The organism is Neoroseomonas alkaliterrae, from assembly GCF_014199195.1.
GTDB lineage: Bacteria > Pseudomonadota > Alphaproteobacteria > Acetobacterales > Acetobacteraceae > Neoroseomonas > Neoroseomonas alkaliterrae.
This window is the reverse complement of record NZ_JACIJE010000005.1, coordinates 254,625-273,545: the sequence shown is the minus strand read 5'-3', so window position 1 is coordinate 273,545 and position 18,921 is coordinate 254,625. Positions and strand designations below refer to the sequence as shown.

At 72.1% G+C, this 18,921-nt stretch carries 20 protein-coding genes; 14 read left to right on the top strand and 6 right to left on the bottom strand.

What is annotated here, in order from left to right; translation table 11 throughout:
• Positions 1 to 76 precede the first annotated feature (76 nt).
• From FHS88_RS11015 to FHS88_RS10970, 10 genes are all read left to right on the top strand, one after another.
• Positions 77 to 967 carry a hypothetical protein gene (locus FHS88_RS11015; protein ID WP_184484508.1) on the top strand — a complete coding sequence of 297 codons (891 nt, stop codon included), beginning with the start codon at positions 77 to 79 and terminating at the stop codon, positions 965 to 967.
• Positions 968 to 1,064: 97 nt separating this feature from the next.
• Entirely contained in the window at positions 1,065 to 2,342 is a 1,278-nt protein-coding gene (gene eno, locus FHS88_RS11010; RefSeq protein WP_184484506.1) for a phosphopyruvate hydratase, read from the top strand.
• A gap of 133 nt (positions 2,343 to 2,475) precedes the next feature.
• Positions 2,476 to 2,796: an FtsB family cell division protein gene (locus FHS88_RS11005; protein WP_246419808.1), complete on the top strand. Its 321-nt coding sequence runs from the start codon at positions 2,476 to 2,478 to the stop codon at positions 2,794 to 2,796.
• 306 nt (positions 2,797 to 3,102) lie between these two features.
• On the top strand, positions 3,103 to 4,125 hold the full coding sequence (gene pdhA / locus FHS88_RS11000; protein WP_184484502.1) for a pyruvate dehydrogenase (acetyl-transferring) E1 component subunit alpha: 1,023 nt from the start codon (positions 3,103 to 3,105) through the stop codon (positions 4,123 to 4,125).
• 1 nt (position 4,126) lies between these two features.
• The gene (locus tag FHS88_RS10995; protein ID WP_184484500.1) at positions 4,127 to 5,509 is read left to right on the top strand and encodes a pyruvate dehydrogenase complex E1 component subunit beta; all 1,383 of its coding nucleotides are present in this window, start codon (positions 4,127 to 4,129) and stop codon (positions 5,507 to 5,509) included.
• Between the two features lie 12 nt (positions 5,510 to 5,521).
• Entirely contained in the window at positions 5,522 to 6,808 is a 1,287-nt protein-coding gene (locus FHS88_RS10990; RefSeq protein ID WP_184484498.1) for a pyruvate dehydrogenase complex dihydrolipoamide acetyltransferase, read from the top strand.
• Positions 6,805 to 7,293 (top strand): GNAT family N-acetyltransferase, encoded by a 489-nt coding sequence (locus FHS88_RS10985; RefSeq protein ID WP_184484496.1) that lies wholly within the window; start codon positions 6,805 to 6,807, stop codon positions 7,291 to 7,293. Before FHS88_RS10990 ends, FHS88_RS10985 begins: the two co-directional genes overlap by 4 nt.
• Complete coding sequence (gene lpdA / locus FHS88_RS10980; protein WP_184484494.1) at positions 7,293 to 8,687, top strand: dihydrolipoyl dehydrogenase; 1,395 nt, start codon at positions 7,293 to 7,295, stop codon at positions 8,685 to 8,687. Before FHS88_RS10985 ends, lpdA begins: the two co-directional genes overlap by 1 nt.
• A gap of 58 nt (positions 8,688 to 8,745) precedes the next feature.
• Positions 8,746 to 9,720, top strand: coding sequence for a lipoyl synthase (lipA, locus tag FHS88_RS10975; protein ID WP_184484493.1), 975 nt, complete (start codon positions 8,746 to 8,748; stop codon positions 9,718 to 9,720).
• Position 9,721: 1 nt separating this feature from the next.
• The gene (locus FHS88_RS10970) at positions 9,722 to 10,201 is read left to right on the top strand and encodes a type II toxin-antitoxin system RatA family toxin (protein ID WP_184484491.1); all 480 of its coding nucleotides are present in this window, start codon (positions 9,722 to 9,724) and stop codon (positions 10,199 to 10,201) included.
• A gap of 21 nt (positions 10,202 to 10,222) precedes the next feature.
• Here FHS88_RS10970 and FHS88_RS10965 read toward each other — a convergent pair whose 3' ends face one another.
• The gene (locus tag FHS88_RS10965) at positions 10,223 to 10,768 is read right to left on the bottom strand and encodes an amino acid synthesis family protein (RefSeq protein ID WP_184484489.1); all 546 of its coding nucleotides are present in this window, start codon (positions 10,766 to 10,768) and stop codon (positions 10,223 to 10,225) included.
• Positions 10,769 to 10,845: 77 nt separating this feature from the next.
• On the opposite strand from FHS88_RS10965, the gene FHS88_RS10960 reads away from it, so the two are divergent.
• Both FHS88_RS10960 and FHS88_RS10955 read left to right on the top strand, forming a co-directional pair.
• On the top strand, positions 10,846 to 11,913 hold the full coding sequence (locus tag FHS88_RS10960; protein WP_184484487.1) for a threonine aldolase family protein: 1,068 nt from the start codon (positions 10,846 to 10,848) through the stop codon (positions 11,911 to 11,913).
• Between the two features lie 37 nt (positions 11,914 to 11,950).
• Positions 11,951 to 12,763: an E3 ubiquitin ligase family protein gene (locus tag FHS88_RS10955; RefSeq protein WP_246419838.1), complete on the top strand. Its 813-nt coding sequence runs from the start codon at positions 11,951 to 11,953 to the stop codon at positions 12,761 to 12,763.
• Positions 12,764 to 12,775: 12 nt separating this feature from the next.
• Here FHS88_RS10955 and FHS88_RS10950 read toward each other — a convergent pair whose 3' ends face one another.
• The 5 genes from FHS88_RS10950 to FHS88_RS10930 form a co-directional block, all read right to left on the bottom strand.
• Entirely contained in the window at positions 12,776 to 13,375 is a 600-nt protein-coding gene (locus tag FHS88_RS10950) for a YcbK family protein (RefSeq protein ID WP_184484484.1), read from the bottom strand.
• A 100-nt stretch (positions 13,376 to 13,475) separates the two neighbouring features.
• Positions 13,476 to 13,958: a CinA family protein gene (locus FHS88_RS10945; RefSeq protein ID WP_184484482.1), complete on the bottom strand. Its 483-nt coding sequence runs from the start codon at positions 13,956 to 13,958 to the stop codon at positions 13,476 to 13,478.
• Between the two features lie 2 nt (positions 13,959 to 13,960).
• Positions 13,961 to 14,407, bottom strand: a complete 447-nt coding sequence (locus FHS88_RS10940; protein WP_184484480.1) for a phosphatidylglycerophosphatase A family protein — start codon at positions 14,405 to 14,407, stop codon at positions 13,961 to 13,963.
• Entirely contained in the window at positions 14,404 to 15,255 is an 852-nt protein-coding gene (locus FHS88_RS10935; protein WP_184484478.1) for an alpha/beta fold hydrolase, read from the bottom strand. Before FHS88_RS10935 ends, FHS88_RS10940 begins: the two co-directional genes overlap by 4 nt.
• Positions 15,252 to 17,213 carry a lytic transglycosylase domain-containing protein gene (locus FHS88_RS10930; RefSeq protein ID WP_184484476.1) on the bottom strand — a complete coding sequence of 654 codons (1,962 nt, stop codon included), beginning with the start codon at positions 17,211 to 17,213 and terminating at the stop codon, positions 15,252 to 15,254. The genes FHS88_RS10935 and FHS88_RS10930 overlap by 4 nt, the downstream gene beginning before the upstream one ends.
• A 106-nt stretch (positions 17,214 to 17,319) precedes the next feature.
• Between FHS88_RS10930 and dapA the strand changes: the two genes are divergently transcribed.
• Together dapA and smpB are read left to right on the top strand one after the other, a co-directional pair.
• Entirely contained in the window at positions 17,320 to 18,198 is an 879-nt protein-coding gene (dapA, locus tag FHS88_RS10925) for a 4-hydroxy-tetrahydrodipicolinate synthase (protein ID WP_184484474.1), read from the top strand.
• A gap of 157 nt (positions 18,199 to 18,355) precedes the next feature.
• Positions 18,356 to 18,829, top strand: a complete 474-nt coding sequence (smpB, locus tag FHS88_RS10920) for an SsrA-binding protein SmpB (RefSeq protein WP_184484472.1) — start codon at positions 18,356 to 18,358, stop codon at positions 18,827 to 18,829.
• The last annotated feature ends 92 nt before the right edge of the window (positions 18,830 to 18,921 follow it).

Sequence of the window (18,921 nt, the reverse complement as noted above, 5' to 3'; positions counted from 1 at the left end):
CCCGCGCGCGGAGCGGGAGGCCTTGCGGCGGCCCGGCAGGCTGGCGCAGGCTCCGCCGCCGTCGAGGAGGGCCGCCATGACGCCGATGCCGAACCCGTCACGCCGCGCACTGACCGCGGGGCTTCTCGGCCTGCCGCTGGCCGGCTGCGTGGTGGTGGGGCCGCCCGCAGCGCAGGGGCCGGCCGCGCGCCACGCCGCGCTCGTGATCGCCGCCGATGCCGCGGCGGGGCAGGTGGTGGACCATCTCGCCGCCCGCGAGAGGGTGGAGACGGAACAGGCGGCGGCGCTGCGCTTCGGCGCGGGCGCGATGCCCCGCAGCCCGGCCGCGCCGGTGACGCCGCTCGTGGGGCAGGTGCTGGACCCGGGGATGGACCTCATCGTGCTGCAGGCGCGGCGGCTCGCGGTGCTGGCCGGGGCGGGCGCGGCGACGGAGGGGCAGGAGGGGGCGGCGATGCTCGCGCGCCTCGATGCCGCGCTCGCGGGGCTGCGCGGCCTGCCCGGGCGCTGGCCCGCCGAGGCGGTGCGCCGGCGCGGTGTCGCGGGCTTCGGGATGCTTGCCCAGCCGGCGCCGGCGGGGGCGGATGCGGCCTCGCTCGCCGCCGCGCGCCAGCAGGGGCTCGCCGATGCCGTGGCGCTGCTGCGCGCCCTGGTGGGCGAGGATCAGCGCTCGGGCCTGCGCGCGGCGCTCGCGCAGCGGCACCAGGCCTGGCGGGAGGCGCAGAACGCGATGCTCAACGCCGCGCGCAACGACCGCAGCCTGAGCGGGGTGGACCGGATGGAGTTGTGGCGCGCCACGCAGCAGCGCCTCGCCGGCGATCCGCCCGATGTCGCCGCGGCGGAACTGTTGCGCCTGCTCGGCGCGCTGCCGGCCGCCCATGCCGCCGCGGGGGCGGGCGATGCGGCGGGGGTCGAGGCCTTCGCCGCCGAGGTCGCGCGATTCCAGGCGCTGGCCGCCCAGGCGCGCTGAGCGGGCCTTAGCCCCGCGAAGGCCGGCGCGGGGGTTGGCGCGCGGCGGGACGCGGTGTAGCCAGCCGCCACCGCAGCCCGACCGGAGTGAGTGCGCCATGGCCGCCATCGCCGACATCATCGCCCGCGAAGTCCTCGATTCCCGCGGCAACCCGACCATCGAGGCGGAGGTGGTGCTGGATTCCGGCGCGCGCGGCCACGCCATCGTGCCCTCCGGCGCCTCGACCGGCGCGCATGAGGCGGTGGAGCTGCGCGACGGCGACAAGGCCCGCTACGGCGGCAAGGGCGTGCTGAAGGCCGTGGCGAATGTCGAGGGCGAGATCTTCGACGCCATCTCCGGCATGGAGGCGCTCGACCAGGTCAAGATCGACGAGACGATGATCGAGCTCGACGGCACGCCGAACAAGGCGCGCCTCGGGGCCAATGCGATGCTGGCGGTCAGCCTCGCGGTGGCCAAGGCGGCGGCGGCGGATCTCGGCATCCCGCTCTATCGCCATGTCGGCGGCGTCTTTGCGCGCACCCTGCCGGTGCCGATGATGAACATCATCAATGGCGGCAAGCATGCCGACAACCCGATCGACATCCAGGAATTCATGATCATGCCGGTCGGCGCCGGGACGGTGGCCGATGCGGTGCGGATCGGCTCCGAGGTGTTCATGGCGCTGAAGAAGGCGCTGCACGATGCCGGGCATTCGACCAATGTGGGCGACGAGGGCGGCTTCGCGCCGAATATCGGCTCGGCCGACGAGGCGCTCGGCTTCATCGCCCGCGCCTGCGAGGCGGCCGGGCACCGGGTGGGGGAGGATGTGGTCTTCGCCCTCGACTGCGCGGCGACCGAGTTCTTCCACGACGGAAAGTACGTGATGGAAGGGGAGGGCAAGACCCTCGATGCCGGCGGGATGGTGGAGTACCTCGCCGCGCTGACCGCCAAGTGGCCGATCGTCTCGATCGAGGACGGCATGAGCGAGGACGACTGGGAGGGCTGGAAGGCGCTGACCGACCGCCTGGGGGGCAAGGTGCAGCTCGTCGGCGACGACCTGTTCGTGACCAACCCGGAGCGGCTGCGCCTGGGCATCGAGCGGCAGACCGCCAACGCCATCCTGGTGAAGGTGAACCAGATCGGCACCCTGACCGAGACGCTCGAGGCGGTGGAGACCGCCCATCGCGCCGCCTATCGGGCGGTGATGAGCCACCGTTCGGGCGAGACGGAGGATGCGACCATCGCCGACCTCGCGGTGGCGACGAATTGCGGGCAGATCAAGACCGGCTCGCTGTCGCGCTCCGACCGGCTGGCGAAGTACAACCAGCTCATCCGGATCGAGCAGGATCTGGGCCCCGCGGCGCGCTATGCGGGGCGTCTCGCGCTGCGGCGCTGATGCGGGGGTGAGTCCTGCGGGACTCGCCGCAGGAAAAATCTGCGCAGGGCGCCATTTTTCCTGGACGAAGCGGATGACACGGAGTCGCGGCGGCGACTAGAATCGCCGCACGTCTCGATCCCGGATGTGGTCCTTGCGGTTCCTCAAGCGCGTCGTCCAGGCCATCGCCATGCCCTGCCTGTTCCTGGCGCTGACCGGCTATGCCGGCTGGAATGTCATGCATGGCGACCTCGGGCTCATCGCCAAGCAGCAGCGCATGGCCGAGATCGCGGCTGCGCGGGAGGAACTCGCGCGCGCCGAGGCCGAGCGCGACGCGATGGAGCGGCGCGTGGCCGGGCTGCGCGGCGAGCGGCTGGACCGGGACCAGCTCGAAGAACGGGCGCGGTCCCTGCTGAACCTCGTCGGGCGCGACGAGATCGTTGTGCCCTACGGGCCGGAGCGACGCCTCTACTGACACGGGCCTGACCGCCAAGCGGCGGGGCTGGCCGGGCCTCGTGCCATGCCCCCGCCTTGGGCGCGCGTGTTCCTTTGTGTCGCGATTCACCCGGCAGGCGGCCGGCGCCTTCCGCGATGGTCCCGTGGCTGCGACAGGAAGTTGCGTGCAGCCCGGCCATCGCATGGCGCAACAATGGCTTAACTGATATTCGGTTAAACGTCGTATTGCATTGCAAAAACAGGCTTTTTTCGGGCGAGGGCGCTTGCGCGAAGCCGCTTGCGGGCCCTATTGCGCTGGATAGGGATCTATCCGGAGGAGACGCGCATGGCCCAGGCCGCCGAGTCCAGTTCCAAGCGTCGCGGCAAGGCGAAGGAACCGCCGATCTCGCGGGAGGATCTGCTCCGCGCCTACCGGGACATGCTGCTGATCCGCCGCTTCGAGGAGAAGGCCGGCCAGCTCTACGGCATGGGCCTGATCGGCGGCTTCTGCCACCTCTACATCGGCCAGGAAGCGGTCGTCGTCGGCATGCAGATGTGCCTCAAGGAGGGCGACCAGGTCATCACCTCCTACCGCGACCACGGGCACATGCTCGCCTGCGGGATGGAAGCGCGCGGCGTGATGGCGGAACTCACCGGGCGCATCGGCGGCTATTCCAAGGGCAAGGGCGGGAGCATGCACATGTTCTCGCGCGAGAAGGGCTTCTACGGCGGGCACGGCATCGTGGGCGCGCAGGTCAGCCTCGGCGCGGGCCTCGCCTTCGCCAACAGGTACCGCGGCAACGACCATGTCGCGCTGACCTATTTCGGCGAGGGCGCGTCGAACCAGGGGCAGGTCTATGAGAGCCTGAACCTCGCCGCGCTGTTCAAGCTGCCCTGCATCTTCATCATCGAGAACAACAAGTACGGCATGGGCACGAGCGTCGAGCGCGCCTCCGCCTCGCGCGACCTCTCCCAGAACGGCGCGCCCTGGGGCATCCCGGGCGAGGCGGTGAACGGCATGGACGTGATCGCGGTCCGCGAGGCGGGCGAGCGCGCCGTCGCCCACTGCCGCGCCGGCAAGGGCCCGTATCTGCTGGAGATGAAGACCTACCGCTACCGCGGCCACTCCATGTCCGACCCGGCCAAGTACCGCACGCGGGAGGAGGTGCAGAAGATGCGCGAGACCTCCGACTGCATCGAGACGGCGCGCAAGATCCTGGTCGAGCAGTTCGCGGTGACCGAGGCGGAGCTGAAGGTGATCGACGACGAGGTGAAGGCGATCGTGCAGGACAGCGCCGACTTCGCGCAGCAGAGCCCCGAGCCGCCCGAATCCGAACTCTGGACCGACGTGCTGGTGGAGGCCCGCTGAGATGGGTGCTGTGATCCTGATGCCCGCCCTCTCGCCGACCATGACCGAGGGCAAGCTCGCGCGCTGGCTGAAGAAGGAAGGCGATGCGGTGAAGTCCGGCGACGTGATCGCCGAGATCGAGACCGACAAGGCCACGATGGAGGTCGAGGCGGTGGACGAGGGCACCATCACCGCCATCCTGGTGCCCGAGGGCACCGAGGGCGTGCAGGTCAACAGCCCGATCGCCGAGCTCGACGGCGGCGCCAATGGCGGGGCGGCGCAGACCATGCACGGCATCACGCAGAAGAACCCGCGCGAGAACGAGAAGATGATCGCCGATGCCGGCGCGGCGCAGCGCCTGGATGCGACCGTTCCCGCCGCGCCGCGCGCGCCCGAGGTGCAACCCGAGCGCGACTGGGGCCCGACCAGGCCCATCACGGTGCGCGAGGCGCTGCGGGATGCCATGGCCGCCGAGATGCGTGCCGACCCCGACGTGTTCCTGATCGGCGAGGAGGTCGCGCAGTACCAGGGTGCCTACAAGGTCAGCCAGGGGCTGCTCGACGAGTTCGGGCCGAAGCGCGTGATGGACATGCCCATCACCGAGCACGGCTTCACCGGCATGGCGGTCGGCGCGGCCTTCACCGGCCTCAAGCCGATCGTCGAGTTCATGACCTTCAACTTCTCGATGCAGGCGATCGACCAGATCATCAACTCGGCCGCCAAGACGCTCTACATGTCGGGCGGGCAGCTCGGCTGCCAGATCGTCTTCCGCGGGCCGAACGGTGCGGCCTCGCGCGTCGCCGCACAGCACTCGCAGTGCTACGCCTCCTGGTATGCGCATTGCCCGGGGCTGAAAGTGGTCGCGCCGTGGTCCTCGGCCGATGCCAAGGGGCTGCTGCGCGCGGCGATCCGCGACCCGAACCCGGTCATCGTTCTCGAGAACGAGATCATGTACGGGCAGACCTTCGATTGCCCGACGGATGAGGACTTCATCCTGCCGATCGGCAAAGCGAAGGTGGAGCGTCCGGGCACGGACGTGACGATCGTTGCCTTCTCGATCATGGTCGGCATGGCGATGCAGGCCGCCGAGAAGCTCGCCGAGCAGGGCATCAGCGCGGAGGTGATCAACCTGCGCTCGCTCCGGCCGCTGGACACGCAGACGATCGCGAATTCCGTCCGCAAGACCAACCGCCTCGTCACGCTGGAGGAGGGCTGGCCCTTCGCCGGCATCGGCGCCGAGGTCGCGATGCAGATCATGGAGACCTGCTTCGACCACCTCGACGCCCCGCCGGTGCGCGTGACGGGCGCGGACGTGCCCATGCCCTATGCGGCGAACCTCGAGAAACTCGCGCTGCCCCGCCTCGAGCAGGTGGTCGAGGCGGCGCGCCGCGTGACCTACAAGTGAGGGGCTGAGACGATGGCGACCAACATCCTGATGCCCGCGCTCTCCCCCACCATGACGGAGGGCAACCTGGCGCGCTGGCTGAAGAAGGAAGGCGAGCGCATCAAGGCCGGCGACGTCATCGCCGAGATCGAGACCGACAAGGCCACGATGGAAGTCGAGGCCGTGGACGAGGGCATCCTCGGCAGGATCCTGGTGCCCGGCGGCACCCAGGGCGTGAAGGTGAACGACGTGATCGCGGTGCTGGTGGAGGAAGGCGAGGCGGTGCCCGCTGCCGGCGCACCGGCCGCCGCGCCCGCGCCCGCGGCCACGCCGGCACCGGCTGCCACCCCGTCCCCTGCCGCGACGAAGGGTTTTGACCCGCAGCCGGACCCGCCGGTGAAGGGCGAGCGCATCTTCGTCTCTCCGCTCGCGCGGCGCATGGCGCAGCAGGCGGGGCTCGACCTCGCGCGCATCAAGGGCTCGGGGCCGAACGGGCGCATCGTGAAGGCGGATGTGGAGGCGGCGCTCGCGCGCGGGCCGGCCGCCGCACCCGCCTCGGCGGCAGCCGCGGCCGCTCCCGCGCCCGCGCCGAAGCCCGCCCCGGCGCCGGTCGCCATCACCGCGCCGCACACCGCCGTGCCGAACAGCACGATGCGCAAGGTGATCGCCCGCCGCCTGTCGGAATCCAAGGCGACCATCCCGCATTTCTACGTGACGATGGACATCGAGATCGACGCGCTGCTGAAGCTGCGCGCCGACCTCAATGCGCGTTCGCCCAAGGACGGCCCGGGGGCCTACAAGCTCAGCGTCAACGACCTCGTCATCAAGGCCACGGCCGCCACGCTGCGCCGCTTCCCGCAGTGCAACGCGAGCTGGACGGAGGAGGCGATCCTTCAGTACCACGACGTGGACATCTCGGTGGCGGTGTCCATCCCGGAAGGGCTGATCACGCCGATCGTGCGGCAGGCGGACAAGAAGGGCCTGGCTGCGATCAGCAACGAGATGAAGGATCTCGCGGCGCGCGCGAAGGCCGGCAAGCTGAAGCCCGAGGAGTTCCAGGGCGGCGGCTTCTCCATCTCCAACATGGGGATGTATGGCGTCAGCGATTTCAGCGCGATCATCAACCCGCCGCAGGCCGGCATCCTGGCGGTCTCCGCCGGGCTGCAGAAGCCTGTGGTGAAGGATGGCGCGCTGGCGATCGCGACGGTGATGACCTGCACGCTCTCGGTTGACCATCGCGTGATCGACGGGGCGCTGGCGGCGGAGTTCATGCAGGCGCTCAAGCGCACCATCGAGGATCCGCTGAGCCTGCTGCTGTGACGGCCCTGGTCATCCGGGAGGCGGTGCCCGCCGACGTGCCGACCATCACGCGCTTCGTCCATGCGCTGGCCGCGTACGAGAGGCTCGCGCACGAGGCGCGCGGCACCGAGGCCGATTTCCACGCCGCCATCTTCGGCACCCCGCAGCGCGCGGGGTGCCTGGTGGCGGAGTGGGAGGGCGAACCGGCGGGCATGGCGCTCTACCACTGGACCTTCTCGACCTTCCTCGCGCGGCACGGGCGGTGGCTCGAGGATCTCTGGGTGGAACCGCGCTTCCGCCGCCGCGGCATCGCCAGGGCGCTGTTCGCCCGGCTGGCGAGGGACACGCTGGAAGAAGGCGGCGGGCGGCTCGCCTGGAACGTGCTGGACTGGAACCAGCCTGCCATCGCGACCTATGACGCGATGGGCGCGGAGAGCATGAAGGAATGGATCACGCGGCGCCTGGCCGGCGACGCGCTCGCAACGCTTGCGAAGGAGGCTGCGTGATGGCCGAGCAGTTCGATCTGGTGGTGGTGGGCGGCGGCCCCGGCGGCTATGTCGCCGCGATCCGCGCCGCGCAGCTCAAGATGAAGGTCGCGCTGGTGGAGCGCGAGCACCTCGGCGGCATCTGCCTCAACTGGGGCTGCATCCCGACCAAGGCGCTGCTGCGCGCTTCCGAGATCAACCACCTGCTGCACAGCCTCGACGCCTATGGCTTCGCCGCCGACAATGTGCGCTTCGACTTCGCCAAGGTGGTCAAGCGTTCGCGCGCGGTGGCGGGCCAGCTCTCGATGGGCGTGAAGGGGCTGCTGAAGAAGAACAAGGTCACGGTCTTCGACGGGCACGGCGCGCTGGCCGGCCCCGGCAAGGTGGCGGTGACCAAGGACGGCAAGCCGGTCGCGGAACTGGCGGCCAAGCACATCATCCTCGCCACCGGCGCGCGGGCGCGCGTGCTGCCGGGGATCGAGCCCGACGGCAGGCTGATCTGGACCTACAAGGAAGCGCTGGTGCCGCCGGCCATGCCGAAGCGCCTGATCGTTATCGGCTCGGGCGCGATCGGCTCGGAATTCGCCTCCTTCTTCCTCAACATGGGCGCCGAGGTCACGCTCATCGAGGTGATGGATCGCATCCTGCCGGTCGAGGATGCCGAGGTTTCCGCCTTCGTGCAGAAGGCCTTCGTCAAGCAGGGCATGAAGGTCATCACGGGCGCCAAGGTCCAGGGCGTCCGCAAGGAGGGCGATGGCGTCGCCGCCATCGTCGAGGCCGGGGGCAAGGTCACCGAGATCAAGGCCGACCGGCTGATCTCGGCGGTTGGCATCGTCGGCAATGTCGAGAACATTGGCCTGGAAGGCTCCAGGGTGCAGGTGGACCGCACGCATGTCGTGACGGATGCGATGTGCCGCACGGGCGAGCCCGGTGTCTATGCCATCGGCGACCTGACCGGCCCGCCCTGGCTCGCCCACAAGGCGAGCCACGAGGGCATCGTCGCCGTCGAGGCCATCGCCGGCCTGCACCCGCATCCCATGGACACATCGAACATCCCGGGCTGCACCTATTGCCGCCCGCAGGTGGCGAGCGTCGGGCTCACCGAGGCCGCCGCCAAGGCCAAGGGCCACGAGGTCAGGGTCGGCCGCTTCCCCTTCATCGGCAACGGCAAGGCAATCGCCCTCGGCGAGCCGGAGGGCTTCGTCAAGACCGTGTTCGATGCGAAGACCGGCGCGCTGCTCGGCGCCCACATGGTCGGTCCCGAGGTCACCGAAATGATCCAAGGCTACACCATCGCCCGCACGCTCGAGACGACGGAGGCGGAACTGATGCACACCGTCTTCCCGCACCCCACGGTGAGCGAGGCGATGCACGAATCCGTCCTCGACGCCTATGGCCGGGTGATCCACATCTGAGGCGGGGCAGCCTCGCGCAAGCCGCGGGAACCCCCTATATGGCGGGCCGGAACACCCCATGACGACCCGCATCGAGATCGACCACCGGAAGCCCCGCACGGGTGCCGAGAGGCACCCGGAGAAGGCGCATCGCCCGGACAACCCGATCCAGCGCAAGCCCGCCTGGATTCGCGTCAAGGCCCCGACGCACCCGGTCTATCACGAGACGCGCACCCTGATGCGCGAGCAGAAGCTGGTCACGGTCTGCGAGGAAGCCGCCTGCCCGAACATCGGTGAATGCTGGTCGCAGCGCCACGCCACCATGATGATCATGGGCGAGACCTGCACCCGCGCCTGTTCCTTCTGCAACGTCGCCACCGGCATCCCGCGCCCCCTCGATGCCGACGAGCCGCGCCGCGTGGCCGAGGCGGTCGCCGCCCTCGGCCTGCGCCATGTGGTGGTGACGAGCGTGGACCGCGACGACCTGCCCGATGGCGGGGCGGAGCATTTCGCGCGGACCATCCGCGCCATCCGCGCCACCGCCCCCGGCACCACCATCGAGGTGCTGACGCCGGATTTCCTGCGCAAGGACGGCGCGCTGGAGGTGGTGGTCGAGGCCCGCCCGGACGTCTTCAACCACAACCTCGAGACTGTGCCCGCGCTCTACCCGACGATCCGGCCCGGTGCGCGCTACTACCATTCGTTGAGGCTGCTCGACCGGGTGAAGCAGCTCGATCCCTCGGTCTTCACCAAGTCCGGCCTGATGGTGGGCCTCGGGGAGAAGCGGATCGAGGTGCTGCAGGTGATGGACGACCTGCGCTCGGCCGATGTCGATTTCCTGACCATCGGCCAGTATCTGCAGCCGACCGTCAAGCACGCCGCGGTGGACCGCTTCGTGACGCCCGAGGAGTTCGAGGACTACGCCAAGGCCGCGCGCGGCAAGGGATTCCTGCTGGTCTCGGCGACGCCACTCACGCGCAGCAGCTACCACGCCGATCGCGACTTCGCCGCCCTGCGCGCCGCGCGCGAGGCACGCCTGCCGGCCCGCGCCTGACATGCCGACCCACGCCGAGAAGAAGATCCTCCGCTACACGCCGGAGCAGATGTTCGACCTGGTGGCGGATGTGCGGCGCTACCCGGAGTTCCTGCCCTGGTGCGTCGGCGCACGCATCCTCTCGCGCGACGAGCAGGTGCTGGTCGCGGACCTGACCATCGGCTTCAAGATGTTCCGAGAGACCTTCCGCTCGCGCGTCGGCCTCGACCGGCCGGGGCACATCCACGTCACCTACGAGACGGGCCCCTTCCGCTACCTCAACAACCACTGGCGTTTCAGCCCGGTGCCGCAGGGCTGCGAGGTGGACTTCTTCGTGGATTTCGAGTTCCGCTCGCGCATCCTGCAGATGGCGATCGGCGTGGTGTTCAACGAGGCGGTGCGCCTGATGGTGCGCGCCTTCGAGCGCCGCGCCATGGCGCTCTACGGGCGTAGCACGGCCGCGGTGGCGCCGGGCAGCGCGGCGCCCTCCGCGACGGGCTGACCCGCGCGCGCGGCGCCGGGCTCAGCGCTTCGCGCCTTCGCCGATCCGGTGCAGCAGCCGCCCGCCATCGGCCAGCGCGATCGCGACCAGGATCTCCTCCGGGCGCGGCGCATCGCCGAGGCTGACGGTGATGGCGTCGAAATGCCCGCGGGACCAGGCATCGTCCTTGTGGCCGAGCGGCAGGTCCAGCGCCGCCCCCGGCGCCCCGATCTTGGCCGCCGAGGGGATGAGCGCCGCGCCGCCGCCGATCGCCGCGCGCAGCGGCGCGCCCATCTTCGGGTGCAGCAGCGCGTGGCCGTGCTCGATCTCGCCCGCCGTGCCGATGATCGCCCCCTTGCCGTAGGAGACCGCCGGTCCCGGCAGCAACCGCACCAGATCCGGGGCGACGCGCGCGGCGATCATCCCGCCCGCCTCCACCAGGGCGGAAAGATCCGCGACGAAGCGCCCCGCGCAGGGGTTGGCGATCGCCACCAGCGCCACCGCGCGCACGACCGGCCGCGCGCCGGCCTCGCCGAGTTCGGAAGAGGCTTCCTCGCGCAGCAACGCGATCTTGCGGATGGCGACCATGGCGGAACTCCCCCCTCTGGCCGGATGCTCGCGCGGCGGGCATCCTCGGCGCAACCGCATCCAGGACAGGACGAGACATGGTCCACGCCCCCCTTCGCCCGCCCGCCGGCGCGCCGCCCGTGCGCATCAACCTCTATTCCGACACCCAGACGCGCCCGACGCCCGCGATGAAGGAGGCGATGATGCGCGCCGAGGTCGGCGACGAGCAGCACGGCGACGACCCGACGGTGCACGAACTCTGCGACCGCATGGCGGCGCTGATGGGCAAGGAGGCGGCGGTGTTCCTGCCCTCCGGCACCATGTGCAACGTCATCGCGATCCTGACGCATTGCTCGAAGGGCGATGAGGTCGTCGCGCACGAGACGAGCCACATCCTGCACAGCGAGGGCGGCACCCATGCCGCGCTGGCCGGGGTGCAGATCATGCCGCTCAAGGGCCCGCGCGGGATGTTCACCGCCGAGGACGTGCGCGCCGCGATCCGCCCGCGCACGCGCTACGCGCCGCCGCAGCGGCTGCTCGAGGTGGAGCAGACGGCGAACATCGGCGGCGGGGCGATCTGGCCGCTCGCGCAATTGAACGCGGTCGCGGATGTCGCGCATGAGCAGGGCTGGGCGACGCACATGGATGGCGCGCGGCTGATGAATGCCTGCGTCGCCGCCGGCATCGCGCCGAAGGACATGGTGGCGAACTACGACAGCGTCTGGCTCGACTTCACCAAGGGGCTCGGCGCGCCGCTCGGCGCCGTGCTGTGCGGCAGCGCCGAGTTCATCGGCCAGGCCTGGCGGTGGAAGCAGCGGCTCGGCGGCTCGATGCGCCAGGCCGGCATCTGCGCCGCCGCCTGCCTCTACGCCCTCGACCACCATGTGGACCGGCTCGCCGAGGACCATGCCAATGCCAAGGCGCTCGCGCGCGGGCTGCGGCAGATCCCCGGCGTGGTGGTGGAGGAGCCCGACACCAACCTCGTCTTCTTCGACATCAAGGGATGCGGCATGACGGTCGCGCAGCTGCAGGAGAGGCTCCGCCTGCGCGGCGTGGCCGTCTCGGGCCTCGGCGGGCGGGTGCGCGCCTGCACGCATCTCGACGTCACGGCACCGATAATCGAGGAGGCCGTCTTGGAGATCCGCGCCGCGCTCGCCGCGGCCTGACGATCCCGCCGCGGGAGGAGGAACCGCCGTGAGCACGATGCCCTTCGCCTTCTTCGCCTTCTTCATGCTCTTCCCCCTCGCGATGATCGTGATGGGGATCGGCATCGCGATCTGGTCGAAATGGGTCGCGCGCACCATGCGGCGGATGCGCCCGGTGGAGGTCTCGGACCTCGCGCCCGGCTATGGCGTGGTCTGGGGGAAGGTCGCCGAGGGGAACCTGCGCGCGCCGCTCTCCGGGCGGCGCTGCGCCTGGTTCGAGGCCTGGGTGGAGGAACTCCGCCCCCCGCCGCTCACCCAGCGGGACCGGCCCGGCGACACCGGCCCGCGCTGGGAGCGCATCTTCGAGCAGACCAGCGCGCAGCCGATCCACGTGACCGACGGCAAGGCGACCTGCCTCGTGATGCCCGAGGGCGCGCGCGTGCACGAGACCGGCTGGAGCGCCTGGGAGGGCGCCGAGGAGCGCCCCGCCCCCGGCGCCGCCGAGCCCGAGCTGCAGCCGGGCAGCTACACCCCGCCCGTCCTCCGCGTCTCGGGCGGATTCTCCTCCATCCTCGGCAGCACGCCGACGCGCTATCGCTATGTCGAGCGCTACATCCTCGCGGGCGATCCGATCTTCGCGATGGGGGAGGCCGAGCCGCGCCGCGCCCGCGGCCGGGGCGAGGCGGGCGACGGCCCGGCCCCGGCGCGGATGCGGATCCGCAAGCCGGAGGGCCGCCAGCCCTTCGTCGTCTCCACCCAGGATCCCTCCGCGGTGCATGCGGAGAACGAACTCGCCTCCACGGGCGGCATCATCCTCGCGGTGATGGGCGCGGTCGGCGCCTATGTGCTCTGGCGGCTGCGCTACGGGTAGGCGCGCGCGGCGCTACAGCATCCGCGACCAGGACGCCTTCGGCCCGATGTCCACATGGGTGAAGGAGCCGTACCAGCCGATCCCCATGAAGCCGAGATGGTGCGAGAGCAGCATGGCATGGGCGCAGACATCCGCCTGCGCCATGCCCGGCACCACGATGTCGGCCGCCATGCCGCGCATGTGCAGGCTGTTCGGCGCGGCGAAGGGCAGGGAGGCGTTGGTCTGCGGCGTGCGGTAGCCCGAGATCACGTGCAGCGGCCGCGTATAGCCGATGCGTTCCTGGATCAACGAGAGCATGTCGAGCAGCAGCGCGGGCACCGGCCCCGCCACATCGGCGCGCAGGTCGCGCAGCAGGCGCTGGATGCGCACCATCGCGCGCAGGTCGTAGTCCTGGCCCGCGCGGTAGGCGACCGCGACCTCCTCGCCGACATTGTTCTGCAGCCACAGCCAGCGTTCGCGCGGCGGCAGCGTGGCGGGCACGGGCAGCGGCACATCGCCGTAGCCGAGCAGGTCCGCCCGCGCGGACGGCACGCCGAGCGCCGCCGCCCCCATGGCGCCGAGCCAGGCGCGGCGCGGGATACGGCGGGGCTTGGCGGCATCCTCGCTGCTCATGCGGGCATCCTGCCTCCGCGCCGTGCAGGCGAGCAACGTCGCGGCCGAGTCGCGCCGCACGCGCATCGCCGCTGTGGCCTTCGCGCCGCAGTCCCGGCGCTCAGCCCGGCATCGCGAGGCGCAGCGCCGCCGCGACCGTCGCCGCGCGCACCGCCGTCCGGTCCCCGGGAAAGACGTGGCGCTCGACCCGCGTCGCCGCGCCGCGCCGCGCGCAGCCGATGAACACCAGCCCGACCGGCTTGCCCGGCGTCGCCCCGCCGGGGCCCGCGATGCCGGTGCAGGAGAGGGCGACATCCACCTCCGCGCGCGCCAGCGCGCCCTCGGCCATCTCGCGCGCGACCGGCTCGCTCACCGCGCCATGGGCGGCCAGCGTCTCGGCCCGCACGCCGAGCATGCGGATCTTGGCCTCGTTGGAATAGGTCACGAAGCCTGCCATCACCACCGCGGAGGACCCGGCGATCGCCGTCAGCGCGGCGGCGATCAGCCCGCCGGTGCAGGATTCGGCGGTGGCGAGCGTCTGCCCGCGCGCCTCCAGCGCGGCGAGCAGCGCGCGAGCCTCATCGAGTGTGGCCTCGGGCAGCATGGTCACAACAGGCCGGGCGCGATCGCGCCCAGCGCCAGCAGCACCGCCGCGGCCATCGCCCCGGCGAGGATGTCGTCCAGCATCACGCCCGTCGCGCCCTCCTGCCTGTCGGCCCAGGATACCGGCCAGGGCTTGAGGATGTCGAAGGCGCGGAACAGCAGGAAGGCCAGCGCCACGCCGGCCCAGCCCGCCCCGGCCGGCAGCGCGGCGAGGGCGAGCAGCATCCCCGCCGCCTCGTCCACCACGATCCAGCCGGGATCCTGCGGCCCGTCCGCCGGCAGCGCGCGCACCGCGAGCCAGCCGGCCACGGCCGCGACGGCGGCGAGCAGCAGCGCGCCCGCGGGGCCGAGGAGGGCCGCCGGCAGCACCGCGAGCGAGCCCCAGGTGCCCGGCCCCGGCCGCAGCCGCCCGATCCCGCCGAGGGTCGCGACCATCATCGCCGCGCTCATGGCTGCGCCGCGATGAAGGCGTCGAGGGCCGCGATGGCCGCCGCCTCGTGCAGGCTCGGCGCGTGGCCGGTGCCGGGCAGGGCGGTGACGGCCATGTCGGGCCGTGCGGCGCGCATCGCCGCGACCGTTGCGGCGGTCAGCAGCGTGCTCGCCTCGCCCCAGACCAGCATCAGCGGCAGCCGCCGCAGCGCGCCGAAGAACGCCCAGAGGTCCGGCGGCTTGCCCGCCGCCGCGCCGATCGCCTGCTGCCCGATGCGGATGTCCCAGCGCGGATGCCAGCGCCCGTCCTCGCCCGGCGCGAAGGTGCGGGCGGTGAAGGCGCGCCAGCCTTCCTCGTCGAGGCCGGGCAGCGGCGGGTGGTGGGCGCGCAGCCAGGAAGCGGCCTCGTCCAGCGAGGCGAGTGCGGGGTCGCGGCCGATCAGGTCGAGCACCGCCTCGCGCGCTGCCGGCGCGATCTCCGGGCCGATGTCGTTCAGCGCCACGGCGGCAAGCGCGGCCGGGCGCATCGCGCCGATCGCCATGGCGCAGAGGCCGCCGAAGGATGTGCCCACCAGCACCACGCGGTGCAGGTGCAGCGCGGCCATGGCGTCGAGCACGTCGCGGATCAGCGCCTCCGGCCGGTAGCGGGCGGGATCGGCCGCGCGCGCGCTGTCGCCATGGCCGATGTAGTCGAGCGCGACGACGCGCCGCCTGCCCGCATGCCGCGCGCCGAGGGCCGCGAAGTCGAGCCGCGTTCGGCAGATGCCCGGCAGGCACAGCACCGCCGCCCGATCGCGCGCGCCGGGCCATTCGGTCGCCGCGATGCGCAGCCCGTCGCGGGCGCAGAGCGCGACCTCCCGCGCCGTCACCGCGCCTGCCGCAGCCAGGGGGAGAGGGGATGGTCGAGTGCTGCGCTCGCCGCGTCGCGCGCGCGATAGACGATGACGTTCTCGATCACGCGCTGGACGTAGTTGCGCGTCTCGGTGAAGGGGATCTGCTCGATCCAGTCGAGCATGTCCACATCGCCCCCGCGCGGGTCGCCATAGGTGCCGAGCCACTGGTCCACCCGCCCCGGGCCCGCATTGTAGGCGGCGGCGGCGAGCGGCAGCGCGCCGGCGTAGCGCTCGAGCATCTGCTCGAGATAGGCGGCGCCGAGGCGCATGTTGGTCTCGGGGCTCTGGGTGAGCTGCGCCACGCTCACCTGCATGCCGAGCCGCCGCGCGACCACCGTCGCGGTCGAGGGCAGGAGCTGCATCAGCCCGCGCGCATTGGCGCCGGAGACGGCCTCGGTGTCGAAATTGCTCTCCTGGCGGGTGATGGCGTGGATGAGGGCGGGCTCGGGGCTCGTGACCGGCGGGCGGTAGGGCGTCGGCCAGCCCTCGGGGAACAGGATGTCGCCCGCCGCACCCGCGCGGCGGGCCACCCACACGGCATGGTCGGGGCGGCCGATATGGTTCGCGAGCCGCGCGGCGAGCATCCGGTCGGTGCCGTCATTCGCCATGTCCTCGAGGCGCAGCAGGAAGATGCGGGCACGCCGCGTGTCGCCGAGATCGGCGAGCGTCAGCACCGCGCGCGCCAGTTCGCGCGCCGCGAAATCCGCCGCGCGCGGCGTCGTCACCGGCGGCGCCGGGGCGCGGGCGATGCGCGCGGAGAGCTGCGCCGTGCTCTCGCCGAGCGCGAGGGCGGAGAGCTGGCCGTAGAAGGCGACCGGCAGCTCGGCCCCGGCGGCGTAGCGCGCCCGCGCCGCGCCACGGTCGCCGCGCGCCTCGAGCGCCCGCCCCTGCCAATAGGCGGCGCGGGCGCGGGTGATGACCGAGCGGCTGTCCTGCCCGACCAGGCCGAAATGGCGCTCGGCGGCGGCGGGGTCGTTCAGCCGCCGCAGCGCGATGAAGCCGGCGAGGAACTCGGCCTCCTGGCGCGGCTCGCCCGGGGTGGCGATGCCGTGGCCGGCGGCGGTGCGATAGGCCTCGCGCTCCTGGCCGAGGCGCAGAAGCTTGCGCGAGAGCACCTGGCGCTCGGCCCAGATGGCCCGCGCGGCCTCGGGCTCGGCCGGCAGGGGCAGGCGCTCGGCGGCGGCCCAGACGGCGGCGGCCTCGCTGTCGCGGTCGCGGCGGCGCAGCAGCCGCGCCTGCTCGAAGGCGAGGCCGATATCGGCGGGGCGCGCGGCGAGCCCGGCGTCATCCTCGCGGGCGAGGGCGAGCCGCGCATTGGCCGCCGCGGCGCGGGCGCCCGAAAGGCGCTGCGCGGCGCGCGCCGCCCCCGCGAGGTCGCGCGCGAAGGCGAGACGGTCGAAGCGCTGCCAGTGGTGCTCCTCGGTCAGCGCGCTGCCGAAGCGCAGCAGCAGCGTCTCCTCCGCGAGCGGGTCGGCGCCGAGGCTCGTCCAGCCCGCGCGCACGACCGCCTGCGCCTCGGCGGCGCGCCCGGCGCGGGCGAGCGTCTCGGCATGGCGCAGCGTGCCCTGCAGGGTGCGGGCGGGGTGGCGCGCGAAGTGCCGCAGCGCGAGCGCATCCTCGCCCTCGACGGCGAGCGCGGCCTCGGCCCGGCGGATCATGGCGTCCTGGAAGGGCCAGTCGGGGTTCTCGGCGAGGAAGGCCACGAGTTCCGCGGCCGAGGCCGGCGCGGTGCGGTTCGACAGGCGGATCCACAGCGCGATCTTGGCGGCGAGCGGGTCGGCCGCGGCGGCGAAGGACTCCGATTCCCCCCAGCGCCCGGCGGCGGCGGCGGCGAGCGCCTGGCGCCCGGCCGCGCGCGCGCCCTCGGGCGCCCAGGGCTGCGCGGCGGCGGGGAGCGGCAGGGCGAGGAGGGCGAGGATCAGCAGGCGGCGCATGGCTGCTTCCTAGCCGATCCGGCCCCCGCTTGTCCCGGCGGCCTTGTCCCATGACCGGGCGGAGCCTAGGTTGCGCGCCATTGCCGGATATCGGGAGGATGCCGTGATGTTCAGGGGTTCGATGGTCGCGCTGATCACGCCGATGCGCGCGGACGGATCCCTGGACGAGAAAGCCTTCCTCGACCTCGTGGACTGGCAGATCGCCGAGGGGACCGAGGCGCTGATCCCTGTCGGCACCACCGGCGAGAGCCCGACGCTCTCGCATGACGAGCACAAGCGCGTGGTCGAGATGTGCATCGAGGGTGCGAAGGGCCGCGTGCCGGTGATCGCCGGGGCGGGGAGCAACTCGACCGCCGAGGCGATCGACCTCGCGGACCATGCGAAGAAGGCCGGGGCGGACGCGATCCTCGTCGTCACGCCCTACTACAACAAGCCGACGCAGGAGGGGATGTTCCTGCACTTCACGGCCATCGCGGATGCCGTGGACATCCCGATGTTCATCTACAACATCCCCGGGCGCAGCGTGGTGGACATGTCGGTCGAGACCATGGCCCGGCTCGCGCGGCACAAGAACATCGTGGGCGTGAAGGACGCGACCGCCAACCTCACGCGCCCGCTGCACACCAGGCGCGCCTGCGGGGAGGCGTTCATCCAGCTCTCGGGCGAGGACCACACGGCGCTCGCCTTCAACGCCTCGGGCGGGGTGGGCTGCATCAGCGTGACCGCGAATGTCGCCCCGCGCCTCTGCGCCGAGATGCAGAAGGCCTGGCGCGAGGGGCGCACGCGCGAGGCGATGGCGATCCAGGATCGCCTCGTGCCGCTGCACGACGCCCTGTTCTGCGAGACCTCGCCGGGCCCGGTGAAGTATGCGGCGAGCCTGATCGGCCGCAGCACCGAGCATTGCCGCCTGCCGCTCGCGCCGCTGGCCGAGCAGAGCAAGGCGCGGGTGCGCGAGGCGATGGTCTCGGTGGGGCTACTGAACTGACCCGGCCGGCACGGACCATCCAGGGCGGCCCGAGGCCTTGCCTCGGGCCGGAAGCGCGAAGCGCGACCGCGCCGAGACCGCCTGTTGCGACCGGGGCGACAGTGCGGGGCGCGAAGCCAAGGCGCGCGGAGGCGCGCCGCCCGGCATCTGAGGGCACATGAAAAAGGGCCTCATCTCGCACGGCGTCGCGGCGCAGAACCGCAAGGCGCGCTTCGACTACAAGATCGGCGAGACGATCGAGGCCGGCCTCGCGCTGATCGGCCCCGAGGTGAAGTCGCTGCGCGCGGGCCGCGCCACGCTGTCCGAGGCCTGGGCGGGCGAGCGCGACGGGGAGATGTGGCTGTTCAACTGCTACATCCCCGAATGGCAGGCCGGATCCTTCATGGCGAAGTTCGAGCCGCGCCGGCCGCGCAAGCTGCTGCTGCACCGCAAGCAGGTGCAGTCCCTGACCGGCGCCATCACGCGCGAGGGGGCGACGCTGGTGCCGCTCGACATCCACTTCAACGAGCGCGGGCGGGCCAAGGTGCTGCTCGGCCTCGCGGAGGGGAAGAAGAAGCACGACAAGCGGGCTGCCATCGCCGCGCGCGACTGGCAGCGCGACAAGGCGCGGCTGATGCGCGAGAAGGGGTGAGGCGGCGTCGGGATTCCTGACACTTCCGCCTCACCCGGCCGGGCGGCGCCTGCGAAGTGCCTGGAATGTCTCGATGTCCGGGACCGGCACGG

Bases quoted from the DNA above. Each gene is read 5' to 3' on its own strand.
- lpdA (WP_184484494.1), top strand. From the start codon at position 7,293: ATGGCCGAGCAGTTCGATCTGGTGGTGGTGGGCGGCGGCCCCGGCGGC.
- eno (WP_184484506.1), top strand. From the start codon at position 1,065: ATGGCCGCCATCGCCGACATCATCGCCCGCGAAGTCCTCGATTCCCGC.
- FHS88_RS10990 (WP_184484498.1), top strand. From the start codon at position 5,522: ATGGCGACCAACATCCTGATGCCCGCGCTCTCCCCCACCATGACGGAG.
- FHS88_RS10970 (WP_184484491.1), top strand. From the start codon at position 9,722: ATGCCGACCCACGCCGAGAAGAAGATCCTCCGCTACACGCCGGAGCAG.
- FHS88_RS10945 (WP_184484482.1), bottom strand. From the start codon at position 13,958: ATGCTGCCCGAGGCCACACTCGATGAGGCTCGCGCGCTGCTCGCCGCG.
- FHS88_RS11015 (WP_184484508.1), top strand. From the start codon at position 77: ATGACGCCGATGCCGAACCCGTCACGCCGCGCACTGACCGCGGGGCTT.
- FHS88_RS10965 (WP_184484489.1), bottom strand. From the start codon at position 10,768: ATGGTCGCCATCCGCAAGATCGCGTTGCTGCGCGAGGAAGCCTCTTCC.
- FHS88_RS10995 (WP_184484500.1), top strand. From the start codon at position 4,127: ATGGGTGCTGTGATCCTGATGCCCGCCCTCTCGCCGACCATGACCGAG.
- FHS88_RS10950 (WP_184484484.1), bottom strand. From the start codon at position 13,375: ATGAGCAGCGAGGATGCCGCCAAGCCCCGCCGTATCCCGCGCCGCGCC.
- FHS88_RS10955 (WP_246419838.1), top strand. From the start codon at position 11,951: ATGCCCTTCGCCTTCTTCGCCTTCTTCATGCTCTTCCCCCTCGCGATG.
- FHS88_RS10960 (WP_184484487.1), top strand. From the start codon at position 10,846: ATGGTCCACGCCCCCCTTCGCCCGCCCGCCGGCGCGCCGCCCGTGCGC.
- pdhA (WP_184484502.1), top strand. From the start codon at position 3,103: ATGGCCCAGGCCGCCGAGTCCAGTTCCAAGCGTCGCGGCAAGGCGAAG.
- smpB (WP_184484472.1), top strand. From the start codon at position 18,356: ATGAAAAAGGGCCTCATCTCGCACGGCGTCGCGGCGCAGAACCGCAAG.
- FHS88_RS10930 (WP_184484476.1), bottom strand. From the start codon at position 17,213: ATGCGCCGCCTGCTGATCCTCGCCCTCCTCGCCCTGCCGCTCCCCGCC.
- dapA (WP_184484474.1), top strand. From the start codon at position 17,320: ATGTTCAGGGGTTCGATGGTCGCGCTGATCACGCCGATGCGCGCGGAC.
- FHS88_RS10940 (WP_184484480.1), bottom strand. From the start codon at position 14,407: ATGAGCGCGGCGATGATGGTCGCGACCCTCGGCGGGATCGGGCGGCTG.
- lipA (WP_184484493.1), top strand. From the start codon at position 8,746: ATGACGACCCGCATCGAGATCGACCACCGGAAGCCCCGCACGGGTGCC.